We start from the raw sequence: 17,303 nt of genomic DNA on the forward strand, positions 1-17,303 counted from the left end.
GCGCCCTGCGCTTCGAGTTTTGTGGAGAGTCATTTTGCGTGTCAGCCGTTCCTTAACAATCAAACAGATGGCGATGGTCTCTGCCGTCACCATGCTGTTTGTCCTGCTCTTCTGCGTCATTTTGCTGTTTCATTCCGTACAGCAGAATCGCTATAACACGGCTTCGCAATTAGAAAGCATCGCCCGCTCGGTACGCGGCCCGTTGTCTGCCTCCATCCTGAAAGGGGATATCCCCGAGGCGGAAACCATACTGAAACGCATTCAGCCAGCTGGTGTTGTGAGCCGGGCGGACGTCGTGCTCCCCAACCAGTTTCAGGCGCTGCGGATGAGCTTTATCCCGGAACGTCCCGTCCCGATGATGGTGATGCGCCTGTTTGAACTGCCGGTGCAAATTTCGCTTCCCGTCTATTCGCTTGAACGCCCTGCGAATCCTCAGCCGCTGGCCTACCTGGTGTTACAGGCTGACTCCTACCGCATGTATAAATTCGTCATGAGTTGGGTGGTTACGTTGGTGACCACTTGCTTACTTATGACGCTTATTCTCAGCGTGGCGCTCACCTGGTGCATCAACCGGCTGATTGTCCATCCCCTGCGCCGTATCGCCCGCGAGCTGAACACGCTCGCCCCGCAGGATCAGATGGGACACCAGCTTGAGCTGCCGCGTCTGCATCATGACGATGAGATCGGCATGCTGGTGCGCAGCTATAACCTCAACCAGCAGCGCATCCAGCGTCAGCAGGATGAACTGAACAGCAGCGCCACCCGTTTTCCGGTATCGGAGCTCCCCAATAAAGCCTTCCTGATGGCGATGCTGGAGCAAACCGTTGAACGCCAGCAAACCACCGCGCTGATGGTCATTGCCTGCGAAACCCTGCAGGACACGGCTGGGGTGCTTCAGGAGAGCCAGCGCGAAATGCTGCTGCTCACCCTGGTGGAAAAGATCAAATCTGTCCTTGCCCCGCGCATGGTGCTGACTCAGGTCAGCGGCTACGACCTGGTGGTGATTGCCAACGGCGTAAAAGAACCCTGGCATGCGATCACGTTAGGTCAGCAAGTACTCACTGTCATTAATGAGCGGCTACCGATTCAGGGTATCCAGCTTCGCCCGAGCGCCAGTATCGGGATTGCCATGTTCTATGGCGATCTGACCGCGGAACAGCTTTATCGCCGCGCCTTCTCGGCGGCCTTTACCGCCCGGCGCAAAGGCAAAAACCAGATCCAGTTCTTCGACCCGGCGCAGATGGAAAAGGCGCAGCAGCGCCTGACGGAAGAGAGCGACATCCTGACCGCGCTGGATAACCGCCAGTTTGCCCTCTGGCTGCAGCCGCAGGTGGACCTGCAGACGGGAGAGGTGAAAAGTGCCGAGGCCCTGCTGCGTCTGCAGCAGCCGGATGGCTCATGGGAACTGCCGGAAGGGCTGATTGAGCGCATCGAGTCCTGTGGCCTGATGGTTACCGTTGGCTACTGGGTGCTGGAGGAGTGCTGCCGTCAGCTTGCCGCCTGGCAGGAGCGTGGCGTGACGCTGCCGCTGTCGGTCAACCTGTCTGCCCTGCAGCTTATGCACCCGACCATGGTTTCAGAGATGCTGGAGCTGATCCATCGTTACCGCATCAAGCCTGATACGTTAACCCTGGAAGTGACGGAGAGCCGACGCATCGACGATCCCAATGAGGCGGTCGCGATTCTCAAGCCGCTGCGTAATGCCGGTATTCGCATTGCCCTGGACGATTTTGGCATGGGGTACGCCGGGCTGCGTCAGCTTCAGCACATGAAGACCCTTCCGGTGGATGTGCTCAAAATTGACAAAGCGTTTGTCGACGGACTGCCGGGCGACAGCAGCATGGTGCAGGCGATTATCCAGATGGCGCGTAGCCTCAACCTGCACCTTATTGCCGAGGGGATTGAAACCGACGCGCAACGCGCCTGGCTGGCAGAGGCGGGCGTGGAGAGCGGGCAAGGCTTCCTGTTTGCCCCTGCAGTCCCTTCGGATGTCTTTGAAGAACGATACCTTTCTGGCACCGATCACCACGCAAAAGCGTAATTTTGTTGCTGGCTTGTGCGAGCCAGCTCAAAGTTCTTAACATTTGTGTTTCAAATTTGAACTGAGTTTATTTCTGTCCTGTTATGTGGGTGTTATTTTAAAGCCGCAGGTTAACCATAACCTTACAAAGCCTGTGGTTTTTCTTCCCAAGGACACCTTATGAAAACCTCACTCTTCAAAAGTCTTTATTTCCAGGTCCTGACAGCCATCGCCATCGGTATTCTGCTGGGTCACTATTACCCTGAACTGGGCGCGCAAATGAAACCGCTTGGCGACGCGTTCGTTAAGCTCATTAAAATGGTCATCGCGCCGGTGATCTTCTGTACGGTCGTCACGGGCATCGCTGGCATGGAAAGCATGAAGGCGGTCGGTCGTACCGGTGCAGTGGCGCTTCTCTATTTTGAAGTGGTCAGTACCCTTGCGCTGATTATCGGTCTGATCATCGTCAACGTGGTGCAGCCAGGCGCGGGGATGAACGTCGATCCGGCGACGCTGGATGCCAAAGCGGTTGCGGTCTATGCCGAGCAGGCGAAGGATCAGGGCGTGGTCGCCTTCCTGCTGGACGTCATTCCTGGCAGCGTCATAGGCGCGTTCGCCAGCGGAAACATCCTCCAGGTGCTGCTGTTCGCCGTGATGTTTGGCTTTGCCCTGCACCGTCTGGGCAGCAAAGGTCAGCTTATCTTTAACGTGATCGAAAGCTTCTCGCAGGTCATCTTCGGCATCATCAATATGATCATGCGCCTGGCGCCCATCGGTGCCTTCGGTGCGATGGCCTTCACCATCGGTAAGTATGGCGTCGGTACGCTGGTCCAGCTGGGTCAGCTGATTATCTGCTTCTATATCACCTGTATTCTTTTCGTGGTGGTGGTGCTGGGCTCCATCGCCCGTGCGACCGGTTTCAGCATCTTCAAATTTATCCGTTACATCCGCGAAGAGCTGCTGATTGTTCTGGGAACCTCCTCGTCAGAATCGGCGCTGCCGCGCATGCTCGATAAGATGGAGAAACTCGGGTGTCGTAAATCGGTGGTCGGGCTGGTGATCCCGACGGGCTACTCCTTCAACCTGGACGGCACCTCGATATACCTGACGATGGCGGCGGTGTTTATCGCGCAGGCGACCAACAGCCATATGGATATTTTCCATCAGATTACCCTGCTGGTGGTGCTCCTGCTCTCCTCTAAAGGCGCGGCAGGCGTGACGGGCAGCGGCTTTATCGTGCTGGCCGCCACCATTTCTGCTGTGGGTCACCTGCCGGTGGCGGGTCTGGCGTTGATTCTGGGGATTGACCGCTTCATGTCTGAGGCCCGTGCGCTAACCAACCTGGTGGGTAACGGCGTGGCAACGGTGGTGGTGGCGAAATGGGTGAAAGAGCTGGATCACAAAAAGCTCGACGATACTCTGAATAATCGTTCAACTGACAGCAAAAATCCTGGCTTATCCTCTTAATCTTGTCACAAATGCCCGTATTCCCTTGTGGGGATGCGGGCTCCTGCGCATAATAACTGTTCATACCTGTCATAATTCGACAAGATTTTTTTTGGGTATATTTCACTTCGGACCGTGACGTTTTGCCGAACGCGCGGTCTAATCGACGTGTTTTCATCGTCATCTTTAAGAGTGAAGCGCGTCGCGAGGCACTCTTTTTTAACCAGGAATGTTGATCAGGGGTTCACATGCAGGGCACAAAAATTCGACTCTTAACCGGCGGTTTGCTGATGATGGCAGCAGCCAGTTATGTGCAGGCAGATGCGCTCCAGCCAGACCCGGCCTGGCAACAAGGGACATTAGCGAACGGTTTTCAGTGGCAGGTGTTAGCCACGCCGCAACGTCCCAGTGACCGTATTGAAATCCGTCTGTCTGTTAATACCGGTTCCCTCACGGAAAGCACCCAGCAAACCGGTTTCAGCCACTTTATTCCCCGGCTGGCGCTCACTCAGAGCGGCAGCCTGCAAGCGGTTCAGGTGCGTTCGCTCTGGCAACAGGCCATCGATCCAAAACGCCCACTCCCGCCGGCGGTGGTCTCGTATGACTACACCATGTTTAACCTGAGCCTGCCTAATAACCGCAACGATCTGCTTAAAGAAGCCCTGACGTATCTCTCCGATGCCTCTGGCAATCTGGCGATTACGCCGGATACCGTCAACTATGCGTTGAGCAACAGCGACATGGTGGCGACCTGGCCTGGAGATACCAAAGAGGGCTGGTGGCGTTACCGCCTGAAAGGCTCGACGTTACTGGGGCATGACCCGGCCGAACCGCTGAAACAGCCGGTGGATGCTGAGCAGGTGAAAACGTTCTATCAGAAATGGTACACCCCGGACGCGATGACGCTGATCGTGGTGGGTAACGTGGACAGCCGCGCGGTGGTAGAGCAGATCAACAAAGCGTTTGGCGATCTGAAAGGCAAGCGTGAATCGCCTGCCCCTGTTCCAACACTCTCCCCGCTGCGCGCAGAGCCTGTCAGCATTATGACGGACACCGTGCGTCAGGACCGACTCTCCGTGATGTGGGATAACGCCTGGCAGCCCATCCGTGAGTCCGCGGCGCTGTTGCGCTACTGGCGTGCCGACCTGGCGCGTGAAGCGCTGTTCTGGCACGTTCAGCAGACGCTCAGTAAGAACAACGTGAAGAATATCGGCCTTGGCTTTGACTGCCGCGTGCTGTTCCAGCGTGCGCAATGCGCCATTAACGTTGAATCACCGGGCGATAAGCTGAATGCCAATCTGGGCGTCGTGGCGAAAGAGCTGGCAAAAGTGCGTAAAGAGGGGCTCTCTGAAGAGGAGTTCAACGCGCTTGTGGCGCAGAAAAAACTCGAGCTGCAGAAGCTGTTCGCGACCTACGCGCGCGCCGATACCGACATTCTGATCAGCCAGCGTATTCGCTCCCTGCAGAACCAGGTGGTGGACATTGCGCCGGAACAGTACCAGAAGCTTCGTCAGGACTTCCTGAGCGGTCTGACCGTCGATATGCTCAACCAGGAGCTCCGCCAGCAGCTGTCGCAGGAGATGGCGTTGATTCTCCTGCAACCGAAGGGCGAGCCGGAGTATGACATGAAGGAACTTCAGACGACCTGGGATTCCATCATGGCCACCGCGCCGCAGCCGACGCAGTCCGCGACGGCTGATGATTTACATCAGGACGCGACGGATATCCCGCAAGGGCAGTAATGGGTAGACATTCCCTCTCCCTGTGGGAGAGGGTAAAGGTGAGGGCTTAAACAGGCATCGCTTCGCGCGGAATAATCGCCCCGCGATACTGAATGACGGTGCTGGCCGTCAGGTGCCCACGCTGTGCCGCGGCTTCCGGTGTTCCACCCGTCAGGCGTACCGCCAGATAGCCCGCGCTGAATGAATCACCCGCCGCCGTGGTATCAATCACTTTCTCTTTGGCAAGCTTCACCGCCGGGACCTCAACCACTGCTTCACCCGCAATCGCGACCAGGCATGAATCCGCACCGCGCTTAATCACCACTTCACGCACGCCAGCCGCCTGCGTACGTGCAATCACGTCTTCTGCCGGTTTCTCACCCCACAGGGCGTCTTCATCGTCGAGCGTCAGGAAGGCGATGTCGGTGCATTGCAGCATCTGCTGATAGACCTGCTGCGTCTCTTCACGGCTGGACCACAGGCGCGGGCGGTAGTTGTTATCGAAAATAACCTTACCGCCGTTGGCACGACACGCGCGCAGCAGCGAGAGCAGCTTTTCACGGCTGGCCGGGCTGAGGATAGCCAGGCTGATCCCGCTCAGATAGAGATAGTCGAAGGTCGCCAGCTCCTGGCAGATGGCCGCGGCGGCCTCGCTCTCCAGCCAGAATTTGGCCGCGGCTTCGTTACGCCAGTAATAAAACGTGCGTTCGCCAGTGCTGTCGGTTTCGATGTAATAAAGCCCCGGCAGGCGGTTTTCCATACGCTGAATCAGCGACGTTTCAACCTGTTCACTCTGCCAGGCCTCCAGCATTTGCTGGCTGAAGCTGTCCGTGCCCAGAGCGGTAACATAGTTCACGGTGAGCGCCTCAGGCGCAACCTGACGGGCAATATACACCGACGTGTTTAACGTATCGCCACCAAATCCGCGGCTCACTTCCGCGCCTTTTTGTGACAGCTCAATCATGCATTCGCCAATCACGGCAATTTTTTTAGACATAATCGTGAACCTGAACAGAAGAATTAACAGCAGTGTGCGCTGAGTGAATTAACCGGTCAACTATATTAAAACAACGTTCCATTATTTTATTTGAGCCAACGCGTGTTCCTGCGCATTTCTGTCATCTTAATTTCATTTTCCCGGTGAATTGAACATAAAGTTCTCAATTGTCGCGCCGATAATCCTGTGACGAGTCCAGAAAGGCCATCCCAACAACAGGACATCTGAAATGAAGTCAGAGCAGGTTATCCAGCGGCTGAGCACCACGCCTGAGGCAAGTATTGAGAACTTGCAGGAGCATCGCTACTGGCTGCAATGTGAGCGTGCGTACACTTATCAGCCGATATACCGAACAGACGGTCGACTGATGGCCATTGAAATTTTGACCGTCGTAACGCACCCCTCAAACCCTACCCAGCGCATCGCACCGGATCGCTATTTTGCCGAAGTTGCCGTTCGCCAGCGTCTGGACGTGCTGGAAGAGCAGCTCCATATGCTGGCAACGAAGCAGCCCTTTTTCGAACAGCACGATATCCTCGCCTCCGTGAATGTTGATGGTCCCACTCTGCTGGCGCTGCGTCAGAACGCGAAATTGCAGGAGCTGATTGCCACCCTGCCGTGGGTGCGTTTTGAGCTGGTGGAGCATGTCCGCCTGCCGCAGGACTCCTCGTTTGCCTCCATATGCGAATACGGCCCGCTGTGGCTGGATGACTTTGGCACCGGCATGGCGAACTTTTCGGCCCTGAGTGAAGTGCGTTACGACTACATTAAAGTGGCCCGCGATCTGTTCATTATGCTGCGTCAGACCCCGGAAGGGCGGAACCTGTTTACGCTGCTATTGCAGCTGATGAACCGCTATTGCCAGGGCGTGATTGTTGAAGGTGTGGAAACGCTGGAAGAGTGGCGTGATGTGCAAAGCTCGCCTGCCGCGGCGGCGCAAGGCTATTTCCTCTCCCGTCCGGTACCCATGGATCGCCTCGATAGCGTGATAACTACCCTCTGATAAGCCCGCTTCCCTTTGTCTGGACTATAGTTTTACAGGACAGGTCATCAGGAAAGGGGATAAAAATGACAAGAACAACCAGGGTAATCTCCTGGACAGCAGGGATTTTCTTGTTGTTGATCGTGGTCGTCGCCATCATTATCGCGACGTTTGACTGGAACCGTCTTAAGCCGACCATCAACCAGAAAGTCTCAACCGAACTGAACCGCCCCTTCGCCATACGCGGTGATTTAGGGGTCGTGTGGGAGCGTCAGAAAGAGGAGCCCGGCTGGCGAAGCTGGATCCCGTGGCCACACGTCCACGCCGACGACATCATTCTCGGCAACCCGCCGGATATCCCGGCGGTCACCATGATCCACCTGCCGCGCGTTGAGGCCACGCTGGCCCCGCTCGCGCTGTTCACCAAAACTGTTTATTTGCCGTGGATCAAACTTCAACAGCCCGACGCGCGCCTGATCCGCCTCTCAGAAAAAAATAACAACTGGACCTTTAACCTTGCCAGCGACGGCGAAAAGGATCCGAACGCCCAGCCTTCTTCCTGGTCATTCCGTCTCGACAATATTCTCTTCGATCGCGGGCGGATCGCCATCGACGACAAAGTCAGCAAGGCCGACGTGGAGATCCTGGTCGATCCGCTGGGCAAGCCGCTGCCGTTTAGCGAGGTCACGGGGACGAAAGCCAAAGGTGACACGGCAAGCGTGGGCGACTATGTCTTCGGCCTGACGGCAAAAGGACGCTACAACGATCAGCCGCTCAGCGGTAAAGGGAAAATAGGCGGCATGCTGGCGCTCCGGAGCGAAGGCACGCCGTTCCCGGTGCAGGCGGACTTCCGCTCCGGTAACACCCGCGTGGCGTTTGTGGGGACGGTCAACGACCCGATGAACATGGGCGGCGTCGATCTTCAGCTTAAATTTGCCGGTGATTCGCTGGGAGAGCTGTATGAGCTGACCGGCGTGCTGCTGCCGGATACGCCGCCGTTCGAAACAGACGGGCATCTGGTCGCCAAAATCGATACCGAAAAAGCGTCTGTTTTTGACTACCGTGATTTTAACGGCCGCATCGGCGACAGCGATATCCACGGCTCGCTGACCTACACCACCGGAAAACCGAGGCCGAAGCTGGAAGGGGACGTTGAGTCCCGACAGCTGCGTCTGGCCGATCTCGGCCCGCTGATCGGCGTGGATTCCGGTAAAGGCACAAAATCAAAAGAGGTGAAAAAGGACATTCAGCCTGCGGGAAAAGTGCTGCCTTACGATCGCTTTGAAACCGATAAGTGGAACGTGATGGATGCGGACGTCCGCTTCAAAGGGCGTAAAATTGAGCATGGCAGCACGTTGCCGTTGAGCGATCTCTCGACGCATATCATCCTCAAAAACGCCGACCTGCGCCTGCAGCCGCTGAAGTTTGGCATGGCAGGCGGGACGATTTCCTCAAACATTCACCTTGAAGGCGATAAAAAGCCGATGCAGGGCCGGGCGGAGATTCAGGCGCGCAGGCTTAAGCTGAAAGCGCTGATGCCGAACGTCGAGCTGATGCAGAAAACCCTCGGCGAGATGAACGGCGATGCCGACATTCGCGGCGTGGGTAACTCCGTGGCGGCGCTGCTGGGCAGCGGTAATGGCAACCTGAAGCTGCTGATGAACGACGGGCTGGTGAGCCGCAACCTGATGGAGATCCTGGGGCTGAACGTCGGGAACTACATCATCGGGCAAATCTTCGGCGATGATGAGGTACGGGTGAACTGTGCGGCGGCCAATCTGGATCTGGTGAACGGCGTGGCGCGTCCGCAGATTTTTGCCTTCGACACGGAAAACGCGGTGATTAACGTGACCGGAACCGCCAGCATGGCCTCCGAGCAGCTTGATCTGACGATTGACCCGGAGAGTAAGGGGATCCGTATTATCACGCTGCGCTCGCCGCTGTACGTGCGAGGGACCTTCAAAAATCCGCAGGCGGGCGTGAAGCCCGGACCGCTGATTGCGCGTGGCGCGGTGGCTGCGGCGCTTGCGACGCTGGTTACCCCAGCCGCAGCGCTGCTGGCGTTGATATCGCCGTCAGAGGGCGAGGCGAATCAGTGCCGGACCATTTTGTCACAGATGAAGAAGTAAGGTGCGGCCTGTTTTTGCCGGGTGGCGCTGCGCTTACCCGGCCTACATTTGAATCGTAGGCCGGGTAAGGCGTAGCCGCCACCCGGCATTAGCTTACAGAGCCTGGTGCTTCGTCTCGTGCGTCAGCAGCAGCGCAATCAGCGTCAGCGCCGCCATGGCCGCCAGATAGACGCCCACATAGAACAGACCATAGTTTGCCTGCAGCCAGGTGGCGATATACGGCGCAACGGAGGCGCCCAGAATAGACGAGACGTTATACGAGAACGACGCGCCGGTATAACGCACTTCAGTCGGGAACAGCTCTGGCAGCAGCGCACCCATCGGGCCGAAGGTCAGCCCCATCAGGCTCAGGCCAATCAGCAGATAGGCCATCACCAGCGCCGGGCTGCCTGAACCCAGCAGCGGCGGGAAGACGAACAGAGCAAAAAGAATGATCAGCGTGGTGATGGTAATCATGCTCGCGCGACGACCAAACTTATCCGCCAGCAGCCCCGCAATCGGAACCATCACGCCAAACCCGATCACCGCCATCATCAGCATCCACAACACTTCGTTACGCGGCAGACCAAGCCCAACCGGCGCGGCGGCGGTACTGAAGGTCATGGAGTAAACGGTCATGATGTAGAACAGCGTGTAGGTGGCGAGCATGATAAACGTGCCCAGCACGGTCACGCGCACGTGTTTGGTCAGCAGCGTGCCCAGCGGCACTTTCACCTGCTTGTTCGCCGCGGCCACTTTCGCGAAAACCGGGGTCTCATGCAGAGAAACACGCACGTACAGGCCAATCAGCACCAGCACGGCTGAGAAGACAAACGGGATACGCCAGCCCCAGCTCATGAACTGTTCATCCGTCAGCAGCCAGGAGAGCAGCAGGAACGTCCCGTTGGCAAAGAAGAAGCCAATCGGTGCGCCAAGCTGCGGGAAAGAACCGTACAGCGCGCGCTTGCGCGCCGGGGCGTTCTCGGTGGCCAGCAGCGCCGCGCCACCCCATTCACCACCCAGGCCCAGACCCTGACCAAAACGCGCCAGCGCCAGCAGGACCGGCGCCAGAATGCCGATGGTCTCATACGTCGGCAGCAGGCCGATGGCCACGGTGGAGATCCCCATCGTCAGCAGCGAGGCCACCAGCGTCACTTTACGCCCAATGCGATCGCCAAAGTGTCCAAACAGCGCGGAGCCAATCGGACGCGCAACAAACGCGATAGCAAAGGTCGCCAGGGACTGCAGCGTGGCCGCCGTCGGATCGCCCTGCGGGAAGAAAATGTGCGGGAAGACGATGACCGCCGCGGTGGCGTAAATATAAAAGTCGAAGAACTCGATGGCGGTGCCAATCAGCGAGGCGACGACAACTTTATTGCGCGAATTTACCGGAACGTTTTCCGTTTCTGAGTCGAGTGTGGTGGCGGTTGCTTGCATAATATTTTCTTATTTTTGTCGAACGAAAGGCCATATTACGCACAGCAAAAGCGACATTTCAATCTGTAACAAAGCCGCGACCTGGTGATAAAAGCAACAAAAAGCGGATAATTTTCAGGCCAGCCAAAACACGTCTATGAAATGCTTCACAGATTTTAAATATCAGTCAATAAAACTGGTTTTCGGTTAAATAAAAGTTAAGGACTGGATTTATATGCTGAAATGATGAATCGGGCTGAAATTTCAGCCCGGGAGTGGCGTTACCGGTGTGTTTTACCCGGCATTCTCGGGTCGTCTTTGTACTCGGCAGTGGCAATCCATGCTGCGCAGAACAGGGTTAAACGTGCGAAGAAATAGAAGAACGCCATTAACCCCAGCACCGAGCCGAACGCCGCGCCGGAAGGGGATTTCACCAGTGACGGCAGGGTGTACGTCATCACGATTTTGATCACCTCAAAGCCGATCGCTGCAATCAACGTGCCGCGGATCAGCGCCTTCTTGCGCGGACGATGACGGGGCAAGCGCCAGAAGATCCAGAAGAACAGCAGGTAGTTGGCAAAGATAGAAATCGCCAGCCCAATGCTGCGCCAGGCGGGCTTCAGCCATTCGATGTAATCAAGATAGAGCGCGGAGATGATCATCTGCTGCGCGGAGCCCGCCACGGAGGTAATGGAAAGCGTCACGATGAGCGCGACGAGCAGGCCAATCAGCGAAACAAAATCACGGAGATACTTAACCCAGATTTTCTCCTGGTCCTGCGGCTTACGCTCCCAGACGTCGCGCGACTGGGCGCGAATGGCCTCGCGCAGGTTGCCCATCCAGTTAACGCCGGAGTAAAGGGCAATCAGTAAGCCGACGATACCGACGGTGGTACGCTGCTGCACGGCGGTATTGATGGTGCTTTTGAGCGTGCTGGCAAGGGTTGGGTCACTGACGTTATTCAGGATCTTATTAAAGATATCCTGCAGCAGCGTCGGGTGCGAGGCGAGCACAAAACCGGCCGCCGCAAACGACACCATCAGGATCGGGATCATCGACAGGAAGGAAAAATAGGTGATGGCGGCACCAAACTGGTTTCCCATGCGGTCATTAAAGCGTTCGGTCGCGCGTATCAGATGCGCAATCATGGGAAACTGCTGAATTCTGGCGACAATGCCGGTGACGGTCCCCAGCGCTTTGCTGGCGGTACCAGGGGACCTGGCCTCTTCAGGCCCGGTTTCCATCTTTTTGACGGGCTCATACTCTAAATGTTGGGTGGGTCGTTGCGGGTTGTTTTCCGGCGTCACGCGACTTTTCCTTTTCGTTTGGCTGGATGTTATTGAATTATAGCTTGCGACTAGTCCACGTAAGCTTTTGTGAGTTCGGTCAGCCACTCCATGAACAGATGTACCCGGCGGGAGAGGTTGCGCCGGTGGGGATAAATCAGGGAAACAGGCATCGGTTCGGCCCGGTATTGCGGGAGGATCTCAACCAGCTTCTTCGCGCGCAGCAAATCTCGTACCCCAACCCGTGGAACCTGAATGATGCCCAGCCCGGCGAGGCAGGCCGCCTGGTAGGTTTCGGTGCTGTTAACGGTCAATACCCCGCCCGTTTTTATCCACTGCGTCGCACTGCCGTTATAAAACTCAAAGCCCTGCGGGCGAGTTCCCAGCATAGCGGTGTAGTGAATGACGGCGTGCGAGCCTAAATCGTCCAGCGTGTCCGGGTAGCCAAACCGCGCCAGATAGTCCGGACTGGCGCAGTTAATCACCGACAGCTTGCCCAACGGTCGGGCGATAAGCCCTGAATCTTTCAGCGTGCCGACGCGTACCACGCAATCAAACCCTTCGCGGATCACATCCACCAGACGATCGCTGCTGCTGAGTTCCAGCTCAATGCCCGGATAATGCTGCAGAAACGCAGGGAGTTTGGGGATGACTAAATTTCGAGCAACGGCGACGGGCATATCCACGCGAAGCCGTCCGCTGATGCTGGAGGGATCGTGCTGAAACATCCCGTCGAGTTCATCAAGGTTTGCCAGCAGATCTTTTGCCCGTTCGTAATAGACCATGCCGTCCTGCGTCAGGCTGACGCGACGCGTGGTGCGGTGCAATAGCTGGGTGCCAAGCCGGTTTTCCAGGGCCTGAATTTGCCGTGACACGCTGCCTTTTGGCAGCGTTAAAGTTTCTGCCGCGCGGGAAAAACTCTCCAGTTCCGCGACGCGGACAAACAGCTGCATTGCGTGAATTTTATCCATAGATGAAGCTCATTGTTGTTTCCGATGAAACAGTGAAGCGTTTTAACCCACCTTTATTGATCTTCTATCACCTAATAAGCTCTTACTCAATCTCCATAACAGCCAAAACGAGGTTTATGATGACTGAACGTATCGCATTAGTGACGGGTGGTAGCCGTGGTTTGGGTAAAAACGCGGCCTTAAAGCTGGCGGCAGACGGCACGGGAATTGTGCTGACCTACAACCGTAGCCAGCAGGAAGCGCTGGCGGTTGTGAATGAAATTCAGCAAAAAGGGGTTAACGCGGCGGCAATACAGCTTAACGTCGGAGAAGTCACAAGTTTTGATCATTTTGCCCAACAGCTTCAGGAAACCCTCCGAACCGTCTGGCAGCGTGAAACCTTTGACTATTTATTGAACAATGCCGGAACGGGTTTATATGCGCCCTACACCGACACGACGGAAGCCCAGTTTGATGAGGCGCTGAACATTCATTTCAAAGGACCTTTCTTCCTCACCCAGCGCCTGCTGCCGTTGCTTAACGACGGCGGACGGATCCTTAACGTCTCCAGCGGACTGGCCCGTTTTACCCAGCCGGGCTCGGGAACCTACGCGGCGATGAAGGGGGCGATGGAAGTGCTGACGCGTTATCAGGCGAAAGAGCTGGGGGCGCGCGGTATTTCCGTCAATATCATTGCGCCTGGCGCGATCGAAACCGACTTTGGCGGCGGACGCGTGCGCGACAACGCAGAGCTGAACCAGATGCTGGCATCCCAGACGGCGCTGGGACGGGTGGGGCTGCCGGACGATATTGGCGATGCCATTGCGGCACTGCTCAGCGACAAACTGGGCTGGATGACTGCGCAACGTATTGAAGTCTCAGGCGGCATGTTCCTGTGATATCTGCGCTTAAGGAAATCCTTAAGGCGAATGTGTCCAGATACTGACAGATATAAAGAACACGGGGGATTTGTAACGGCTCCATTCGTTGAGTTTTTTCTTAAATAGCGCCTCTGTAGAATCCCCCTTCGCTATTCTCAGAGGGGAAAAAACGATGCGAGTAATCATGTTTGACAGGCAGTCACTCTTTATTCACGGAGCGATACACAGTCTTCAGGCGCTAATCCCGGAAATAACTATAACAGGGACCTGTCAGGCACAAGATTTATGGGCTCAGGCTTCTGCTTCGCCGTCAGCTATCGTCATGATTGATGGGAATTTAATTCAGGACGAAGGGAGCGCTTTGCTGGAAGCGATCGTGCATCGCTTTCCGGCGATACGCGTGATTCTGGTTTTGGCGAAAAAAGAGGCCAGATGGGTGGAGCAACTGCGACAGCGAAACGTCATGGCCATTATTCCCCGCAATGCCAGTCCCGAACGGTTTTCCGCCGTGCTGGATTCGGTAGCCCGAGGGATGGTCTGCTTTCCCGGAGAGTGGGTCCGAGAGCCGACGTCGCCTCAGGCGTTATTATCCTTAAGCGAGCGCCAGCGCGAAGTGTTGAAACTGCTGGCGGCGGGGGAGTCAAATAAAGAGATTGGCCGCAATCTCAACATCAGTGCGGCCACGGTAAAAGCGCACCTTGAGGCACTTTTCCGGCGGCTGGACGTGAAAAACAGAACGCAGGCAGCCATGTACTATACCCGGGCGACGGCCTGAATAAGCGCGTCGGGGAGCGACGTTATCTCTCCGAAACTGAATATCATCATGACCAGCGCATCATGCTGCTGTTGGGTTAATGGACGTGTCAGATTTTCCCGCAGCAGCGTCTCACACAGCCGTATATCTTCATGCAGCAAATGGTCTGCCTCCAGCGGTGTGACAGGACCGTGAAAATGTTCCTGGTCACGGATAACGTGGCCATAGCCGATAACCCATAATCCGTTTTCGTCACGATATTTTTCCAGAGAAAGACCCTGATGTTTTTTTATTAACGCGATGGCGGCAGATGATATTTTCAGCCCATGCTCTTTCATATTCGTTTCCTCTTAATGGCGACACTGTAGAGGAAACGGCTTACGAGAAATATCCGCCAAATGGCTGTTGATCACGCCTTGTTATTCAGATATTCATGCCGCAATAAACCAAATAACCAGTCATTATACCAATGCCCCGCAAGGAAATAGCTCTCGCGTAATTCGCCCTCCAGGCGAAAGCGGACTTTTTCCAGCACGCGTCGTGAGGCGATATTGCCCGCCGTGACGGTGGCGGTAAGTCGGCGTATATCGCCTTCTTCAAAGGCATAGCGGCAAAGCGCTTGCAGGGATTCGAAGCCGTAGCCTTTTCCCTGCGCCTCGGGGGCGAAAAGGAAACCCACTTCGGCGCAATCCGCCTCCCGATGAATATACCCGGTGACGCCCAGCGGGGCCCGGGAGGCGGCGTCACGCACGACGAGGCACAGCCAGTGCGCGCTGCCTGGCGTCCAGGGCGTCAGACGGGCATCGAACGCCTCGCGAATAACTGCGACGGGGCGGTCTTCCGCCACAAAGCGCATGACGTCGGGATGTTGCTGTAACGCCAGAAAAAAGGGCCAGTCTTCTTCCTGCAAAGGTGAGCAGTTCAGGCGAGGGGTAATTAAAACGGGCATTCAGATTCTCCTGACACTTTTTAAATGATTTTAGGGTTGTCACTTTATTTCAACAGAAAGTCAGGTATGGTTAACCGCGTATAAATAAAAAGAAAAAAGGCCGTCTCGTGCCCATTCCGGATGTCTTCGTTGTCGCTTAAGGAAAACAATGACTCTCAGCACATCACATCATATTCGCGAACAGTTCGAACACTGTCTGGCGGTCATTCGCCATGCGTCGGTGGAAATTTTGCTTCTTCTGAATGTACATGCATCTGAGGGCAAAGATCCACGCTGGTTTCTGGAACAACTGGACAGCGCGCGATTAGCCCTGGGCGGCTGGGGAGCCGTGGCGAAAAAACTCAACCTGAATGATGCCGAGATGTCGGAATTTACGCTCCAGCTGCGCCTGCTGCAGCAGCGCGTGCCGCAGTATGAAAGCGGACAGGATGTCAGTGAAAACCAGCTGATTGCGGCGATGCGCTTTGTCACCGCGCTGGAGCACCTTCGCCTGCAGCAGCCGCTGTTGACCTACAGCACAGAGCTGTCTCCGGGCAGCGAACTCCAGCAGCAGCAGGCGCACAAGCAGGTGCGGGCGATAGAGCTGATGATAAAAGGGCTCATCCAGCAGGCCTGGCCCGATCAGGTCAAGCTGAACAACCATCTCAAGACTTTGTTTAACGCCGATCGCGTACGGCGCTGGCTGAAGCTGGGCGAGATCAACGATGTGCTGAGCGGCATGATGTTCAGCGAGCTGGCTCAGATGCTGGTGGATAAAAAGGAGTTCAGCCGCTATTACGCTTCGCTGTTCAGCGATCCGTCCATGCTGACGCTGCTGGTTGAACCGCGTAAAACGCTGCAAACCTTCCTCGATGACATTCGGCAAATTCGCAACAACATCACCGTTCAGAAAACGTTGAGCTCGGCGCAAATTCAGCTGCTGGATAACTACTACGCGCAGATCGCGCGGCCCGTTCAACGCGCGTTTGAAGAGGGGAGAACGCGCGTCAATCCGGCGGGATTCATGGCGGTAGATGCCAGCGAACTGCATACCTTCTGGGAAAAGGCGCAGAAAATGGATCGGGTCACCGGCGGGGATCTGTTTGAAGTCCGCGACACCATTGAAAAGCCGACCCAGCGCGCGCCGCGCACCCCCGAACAACGCGAGCAGCTCATTTCCGGTGCGTTATGGGGGGCAGTTGGCGTTATGGTGATTGCCATCGTGGCCGGGGGATTCTGGCTGGTGACCAGCAGTAAACCGCAGCCTGCGGCCGTCAGCGCGGCTGAAGCGGCACCACCACAGGAAATGCGTGAAACGCCTTCCTCGCGCGAAACGCTCACGCGCATGGGAGTGACCTGGGACGAGAATAATTTCCGCTCGGCTATTAATCGCAACGATACCCGCGTGACCCAGCTCTTTTTGCAGGGCGGTATGGACTGGAAGCTGTCCTGGACCGAAGAGGCGATGTCGGCAGGCTATGACGACGTGCTGGAGCTGATGTTACGCTACCGGCAAAACATGGTGGAGGAGAAGCCGTGTCGGCGCTTCATCAACACGCTCAGCCACGCAATGTCGAACGGCGAGTCTCTGACCTCGGTACGTAAAGAGTACCTCAAAGCTTTCTGCACCGTGCCTGCGGTGGTGAAACGCCAGCAGCACGATCTCGACATGGCCACACGCCGTGCGAAGTCACAGCCGGATGCCACCACCAAAAAATGGCAGTCTATTCAGAGCGCCATTTATGAGGTGATTCGCTGATCTCTCCTCCCTCTCCCTGTGGGAGAGGGCCGGGGTGAGGGCATCAGACCGCACC

General features: G+C 56.3%; 14 protein-coding genes. 8 read left to right on the forward strand and 6 right to left on the reverse strand.

Annotated features, from left to right (window positions below):
- Positions 1–34: 34 nt before the first annotated feature.
- From hmsP to ACMGGE_RS17945, 3 genes are all read left to right on the forward strand, one after another.
- The gene (gene hmsP, locus ACMGGE_RS17935) at positions 35–2,041 is read left to right on the forward strand and encodes a biofilm formation regulator HmsP (RefSeq protein WP_048226290.1); all 2,007 of its coding nucleotides are present in this window, start codon (positions 35–37) and stop codon (positions 2,039–2,041) included.
- A gap of 159 nt (positions 2,042–2,200) precedes the next feature.
- Positions 2,201–3,487, forward strand: coding sequence for a dicarboxylate/amino acid:cation symporter (locus ACMGGE_RS17940; RefSeq protein WP_045909063.1), 1,287 nt, complete (start codon positions 2,201–2,203; stop codon positions 3,485–3,487).
- Positions 3,488–3,714: 227 nt separating this feature from the next.
- Positions 3,715–5,208: a M16 family metallopeptidase gene (locus ACMGGE_RS17945; protein WP_048027805.1), complete on the forward strand. Its 1,494-nt coding sequence runs from the start codon at positions 3,715–3,717 to the stop codon at positions 5,206–5,208.
- 46 nt (positions 5,209–5,254) lie between these two features.
- Here the strand turns inward: ACMGGE_RS17945 and ACMGGE_RS17950 are convergent, their stop codons facing one another.
- A complete protein-coding gene (locus ACMGGE_RS17950) occupies positions 5,255–6,184 on the reverse strand; it encodes a sugar kinase (RefSeq protein WP_229226585.1) in 930 nt (309 codons plus the stop codon).
- A 229-nt stretch (positions 6,185–6,413) separates the two neighbouring features.
- On the opposite strand from ACMGGE_RS17950, the gene pdeH reads away from it, so the two are divergent.
- The gene (gene pdeH, locus ACMGGE_RS17955; protein ID WP_045909060.1) at positions 6,414–7,187 is read left to right on the forward strand and encodes a cyclic-guanylate-specific phosphodiesterase; all 774 of its coding nucleotides are present in this window, start codon (positions 6,414–6,416) and stop codon (positions 7,185–7,187) included.
- Between the two features lie 65 nt (positions 7,188–7,252).
- Complete coding sequence (locus ACMGGE_RS17960; protein ID WP_045909059.1) at positions 7,253–9,295, forward strand: AsmA family protein; 2,043 nt, start codon at positions 7,253–7,255, stop codon at positions 9,293–9,295.
- A 93-nt stretch (positions 9,296–9,388) separates the two neighbouring features.
- Here the strand turns inward: ACMGGE_RS17960 and ACMGGE_RS17965 are convergent, their stop codons facing one another.
- The 3 genes from ACMGGE_RS17965 to ACMGGE_RS17975 all read right to left on the reverse strand — a co-directional run bounded on the left by ACMGGE_RS17965 (position 9,389) and on the right by ACMGGE_RS17975 (position 12,947).
- Positions 9,389–10,711 (reverse strand): MFS transporter, encoded by a 1,323-nt coding sequence (locus ACMGGE_RS17965; protein ID WP_023617091.1) that lies wholly within the window; start codon positions 10,709–10,711, stop codon positions 9,389–9,391.
- A gap of 260 nt (positions 10,712–10,971) precedes the next feature.
- Entirely contained in the window at positions 10,972–11,997 is a 1,026-nt protein-coding gene (gene yhjD / locus ACMGGE_RS17970) for an inner membrane protein YhjD (RefSeq protein ID WP_111967783.1), read from the reverse strand.
- Positions 11,998–12,047: 50 nt separating this feature from the next.
- The gene (locus ACMGGE_RS17975) at positions 12,048–12,947 is read right to left on the reverse strand and encodes a LysR family transcriptional regulator (protein ID WP_045909057.1); all 900 of its coding nucleotides are present in this window, start codon (positions 12,945–12,947) and stop codon (positions 12,048–12,050) included.
- A 119-nt stretch (positions 12,948–13,066) separates the two neighbouring features.
- Here ACMGGE_RS17975 and ACMGGE_RS17980 point away from each other — a divergent pair, with 119 nt between their 5' ends.
- Positions 13,067–13,825, forward strand: coding sequence for an SDR family NAD(P)-dependent oxidoreductase (locus ACMGGE_RS17980; RefSeq protein WP_420290583.1), 759 nt, complete (start codon positions 13,067–13,069; stop codon positions 13,823–13,825).
- Positions 13,826–13,979: 154 nt separating this feature from the next.
- Entirely contained in the window at positions 13,980–14,582 is a 603-nt protein-coding gene (locus tag ACMGGE_RS17985; RefSeq protein ID WP_048027792.1) for a helix-turn-helix transcriptional regulator, read from the forward strand.
- On the opposite strand, the gene ACMGGE_RS17990 is transcribed toward ACMGGE_RS17985, so the two are convergent.
- Positions 14,561–14,899, reverse strand: coding sequence for a lysozyme (locus tag ACMGGE_RS17990; RefSeq protein WP_048027789.1), 339 nt, complete (start codon positions 14,897–14,899; stop codon positions 14,561–14,563). The two genes, ACMGGE_RS17985 and ACMGGE_RS17990, sit on opposite strands and share 22 nt — an antisense overlap.
- A gap of 71 nt (positions 14,900–14,970) precedes the next feature.
- Positions 14,971–15,510, reverse strand: coding sequence for a GNAT family N-acetyltransferase (locus ACMGGE_RS17995; RefSeq protein WP_167214877.1), 540 nt, complete (start codon positions 15,508–15,510; stop codon positions 14,971–14,973).
- Positions 15,511–15,658: 148 nt separating this feature from the next.
- Here ACMGGE_RS17995 and ACMGGE_RS18000 point away from each other — a divergent pair, with 148 nt between their 5' ends.
- On the forward strand, positions 15,659–17,248 hold the full coding sequence (locus ACMGGE_RS18000) for an STY4199 family HEPN domain-containing protein (RefSeq protein WP_045909052.1): 1,590 nt from the start codon (positions 15,659–15,661) through the stop codon (positions 17,246–17,248).
- Positions 17,249–17,303 lie beyond the last annotated feature (55 nt).

Source organism: Enterobacter sp. BNK-22, from assembly GCF_048684805.1.
Classification (GTDB): Bacteria; Pseudomonadota; Gammaproteobacteria; order Enterobacterales; family Enterobacteriaceae; genus Enterobacter; species Enterobacter quasiroggenkampii.

Excerpts from the sequence above, each read along its gene's own strand:
- ACMGGE_RS17950 (WP_229226585.1), bottom strand. The coding sequence starts at position 6,184 with ATGTCTAAAAAAATTGCCGTGATTGGCGAATGCATGATTGAGCTGTCA.
- ACMGGE_RS18000 (WP_045909052.1), top strand. The coding sequence starts at position 15,659 with ATGACTCTCAGCACATCACATCATATTCGCGAACAGTTCGAACACTGT.
- ACMGGE_RS17960 (WP_045909059.1), top strand. The coding sequence starts at position 7,253 with ATGACAAGAACAACCAGGGTAATCTCCTGGACAGCAGGGATTTTCTTG.
- ACMGGE_RS17945 (WP_048027805.1), top strand. The coding sequence starts at position 3,715 with ATGCAGGGCACAAAAATTCGACTCTTAACCGGCGGTTTGCTGATGATG.
- ACMGGE_RS17990 (WP_048027789.1), bottom strand. The coding sequence starts at position 14,899 with ATGAAAGAGCATGGGCTGAAAATATCATCTGCCGCCATCGCGTTAATA.
- pdeH (WP_045909060.1), top strand. The coding sequence starts at position 6,414 with ATGAAGTCAGAGCAGGTTATCCAGCGGCTGAGCACCACGCCTGAGGCA.
- ACMGGE_RS17940 (WP_045909063.1), top strand. The coding sequence starts at position 2,201 with ATGAAAACCTCACTCTTCAAAAGTCTTTATTTCCAGGTCCTGACAGCC.
- ACMGGE_RS17995 (WP_167214877.1), bottom strand. The coding sequence starts at position 15,510 with ATGCCCGTTTTAATTACCCCTCGCCTGAACTGCTCACCTTTGCAGGAA.
- ACMGGE_RS17985 (WP_048027792.1), top strand. The coding sequence starts at position 13,980 with ATGCGAGTAATCATGTTTGACAGGCAGTCACTCTTTATTCACGGAGCG.
- ACMGGE_RS17975 (WP_045909057.1), bottom strand. The coding sequence starts at position 12,947 with ATGGATAAAATTCACGCAATGCAGCTGTTTGTCCGCGTCGCGGAACTG.
- ACMGGE_RS17965 (WP_023617091.1), bottom strand. The coding sequence starts at position 10,711 with ATGCAAGCAACCGCCACCACACTCGACTCAGAAACGGAAAACGTTCCG.
- ACMGGE_RS17980 (WP_420290583.1), top strand. The coding sequence starts at position 13,067 with ATGACTGAACGTATCGCATTAGTGACGGGTGGTAGCCGTGGTTTGGGT.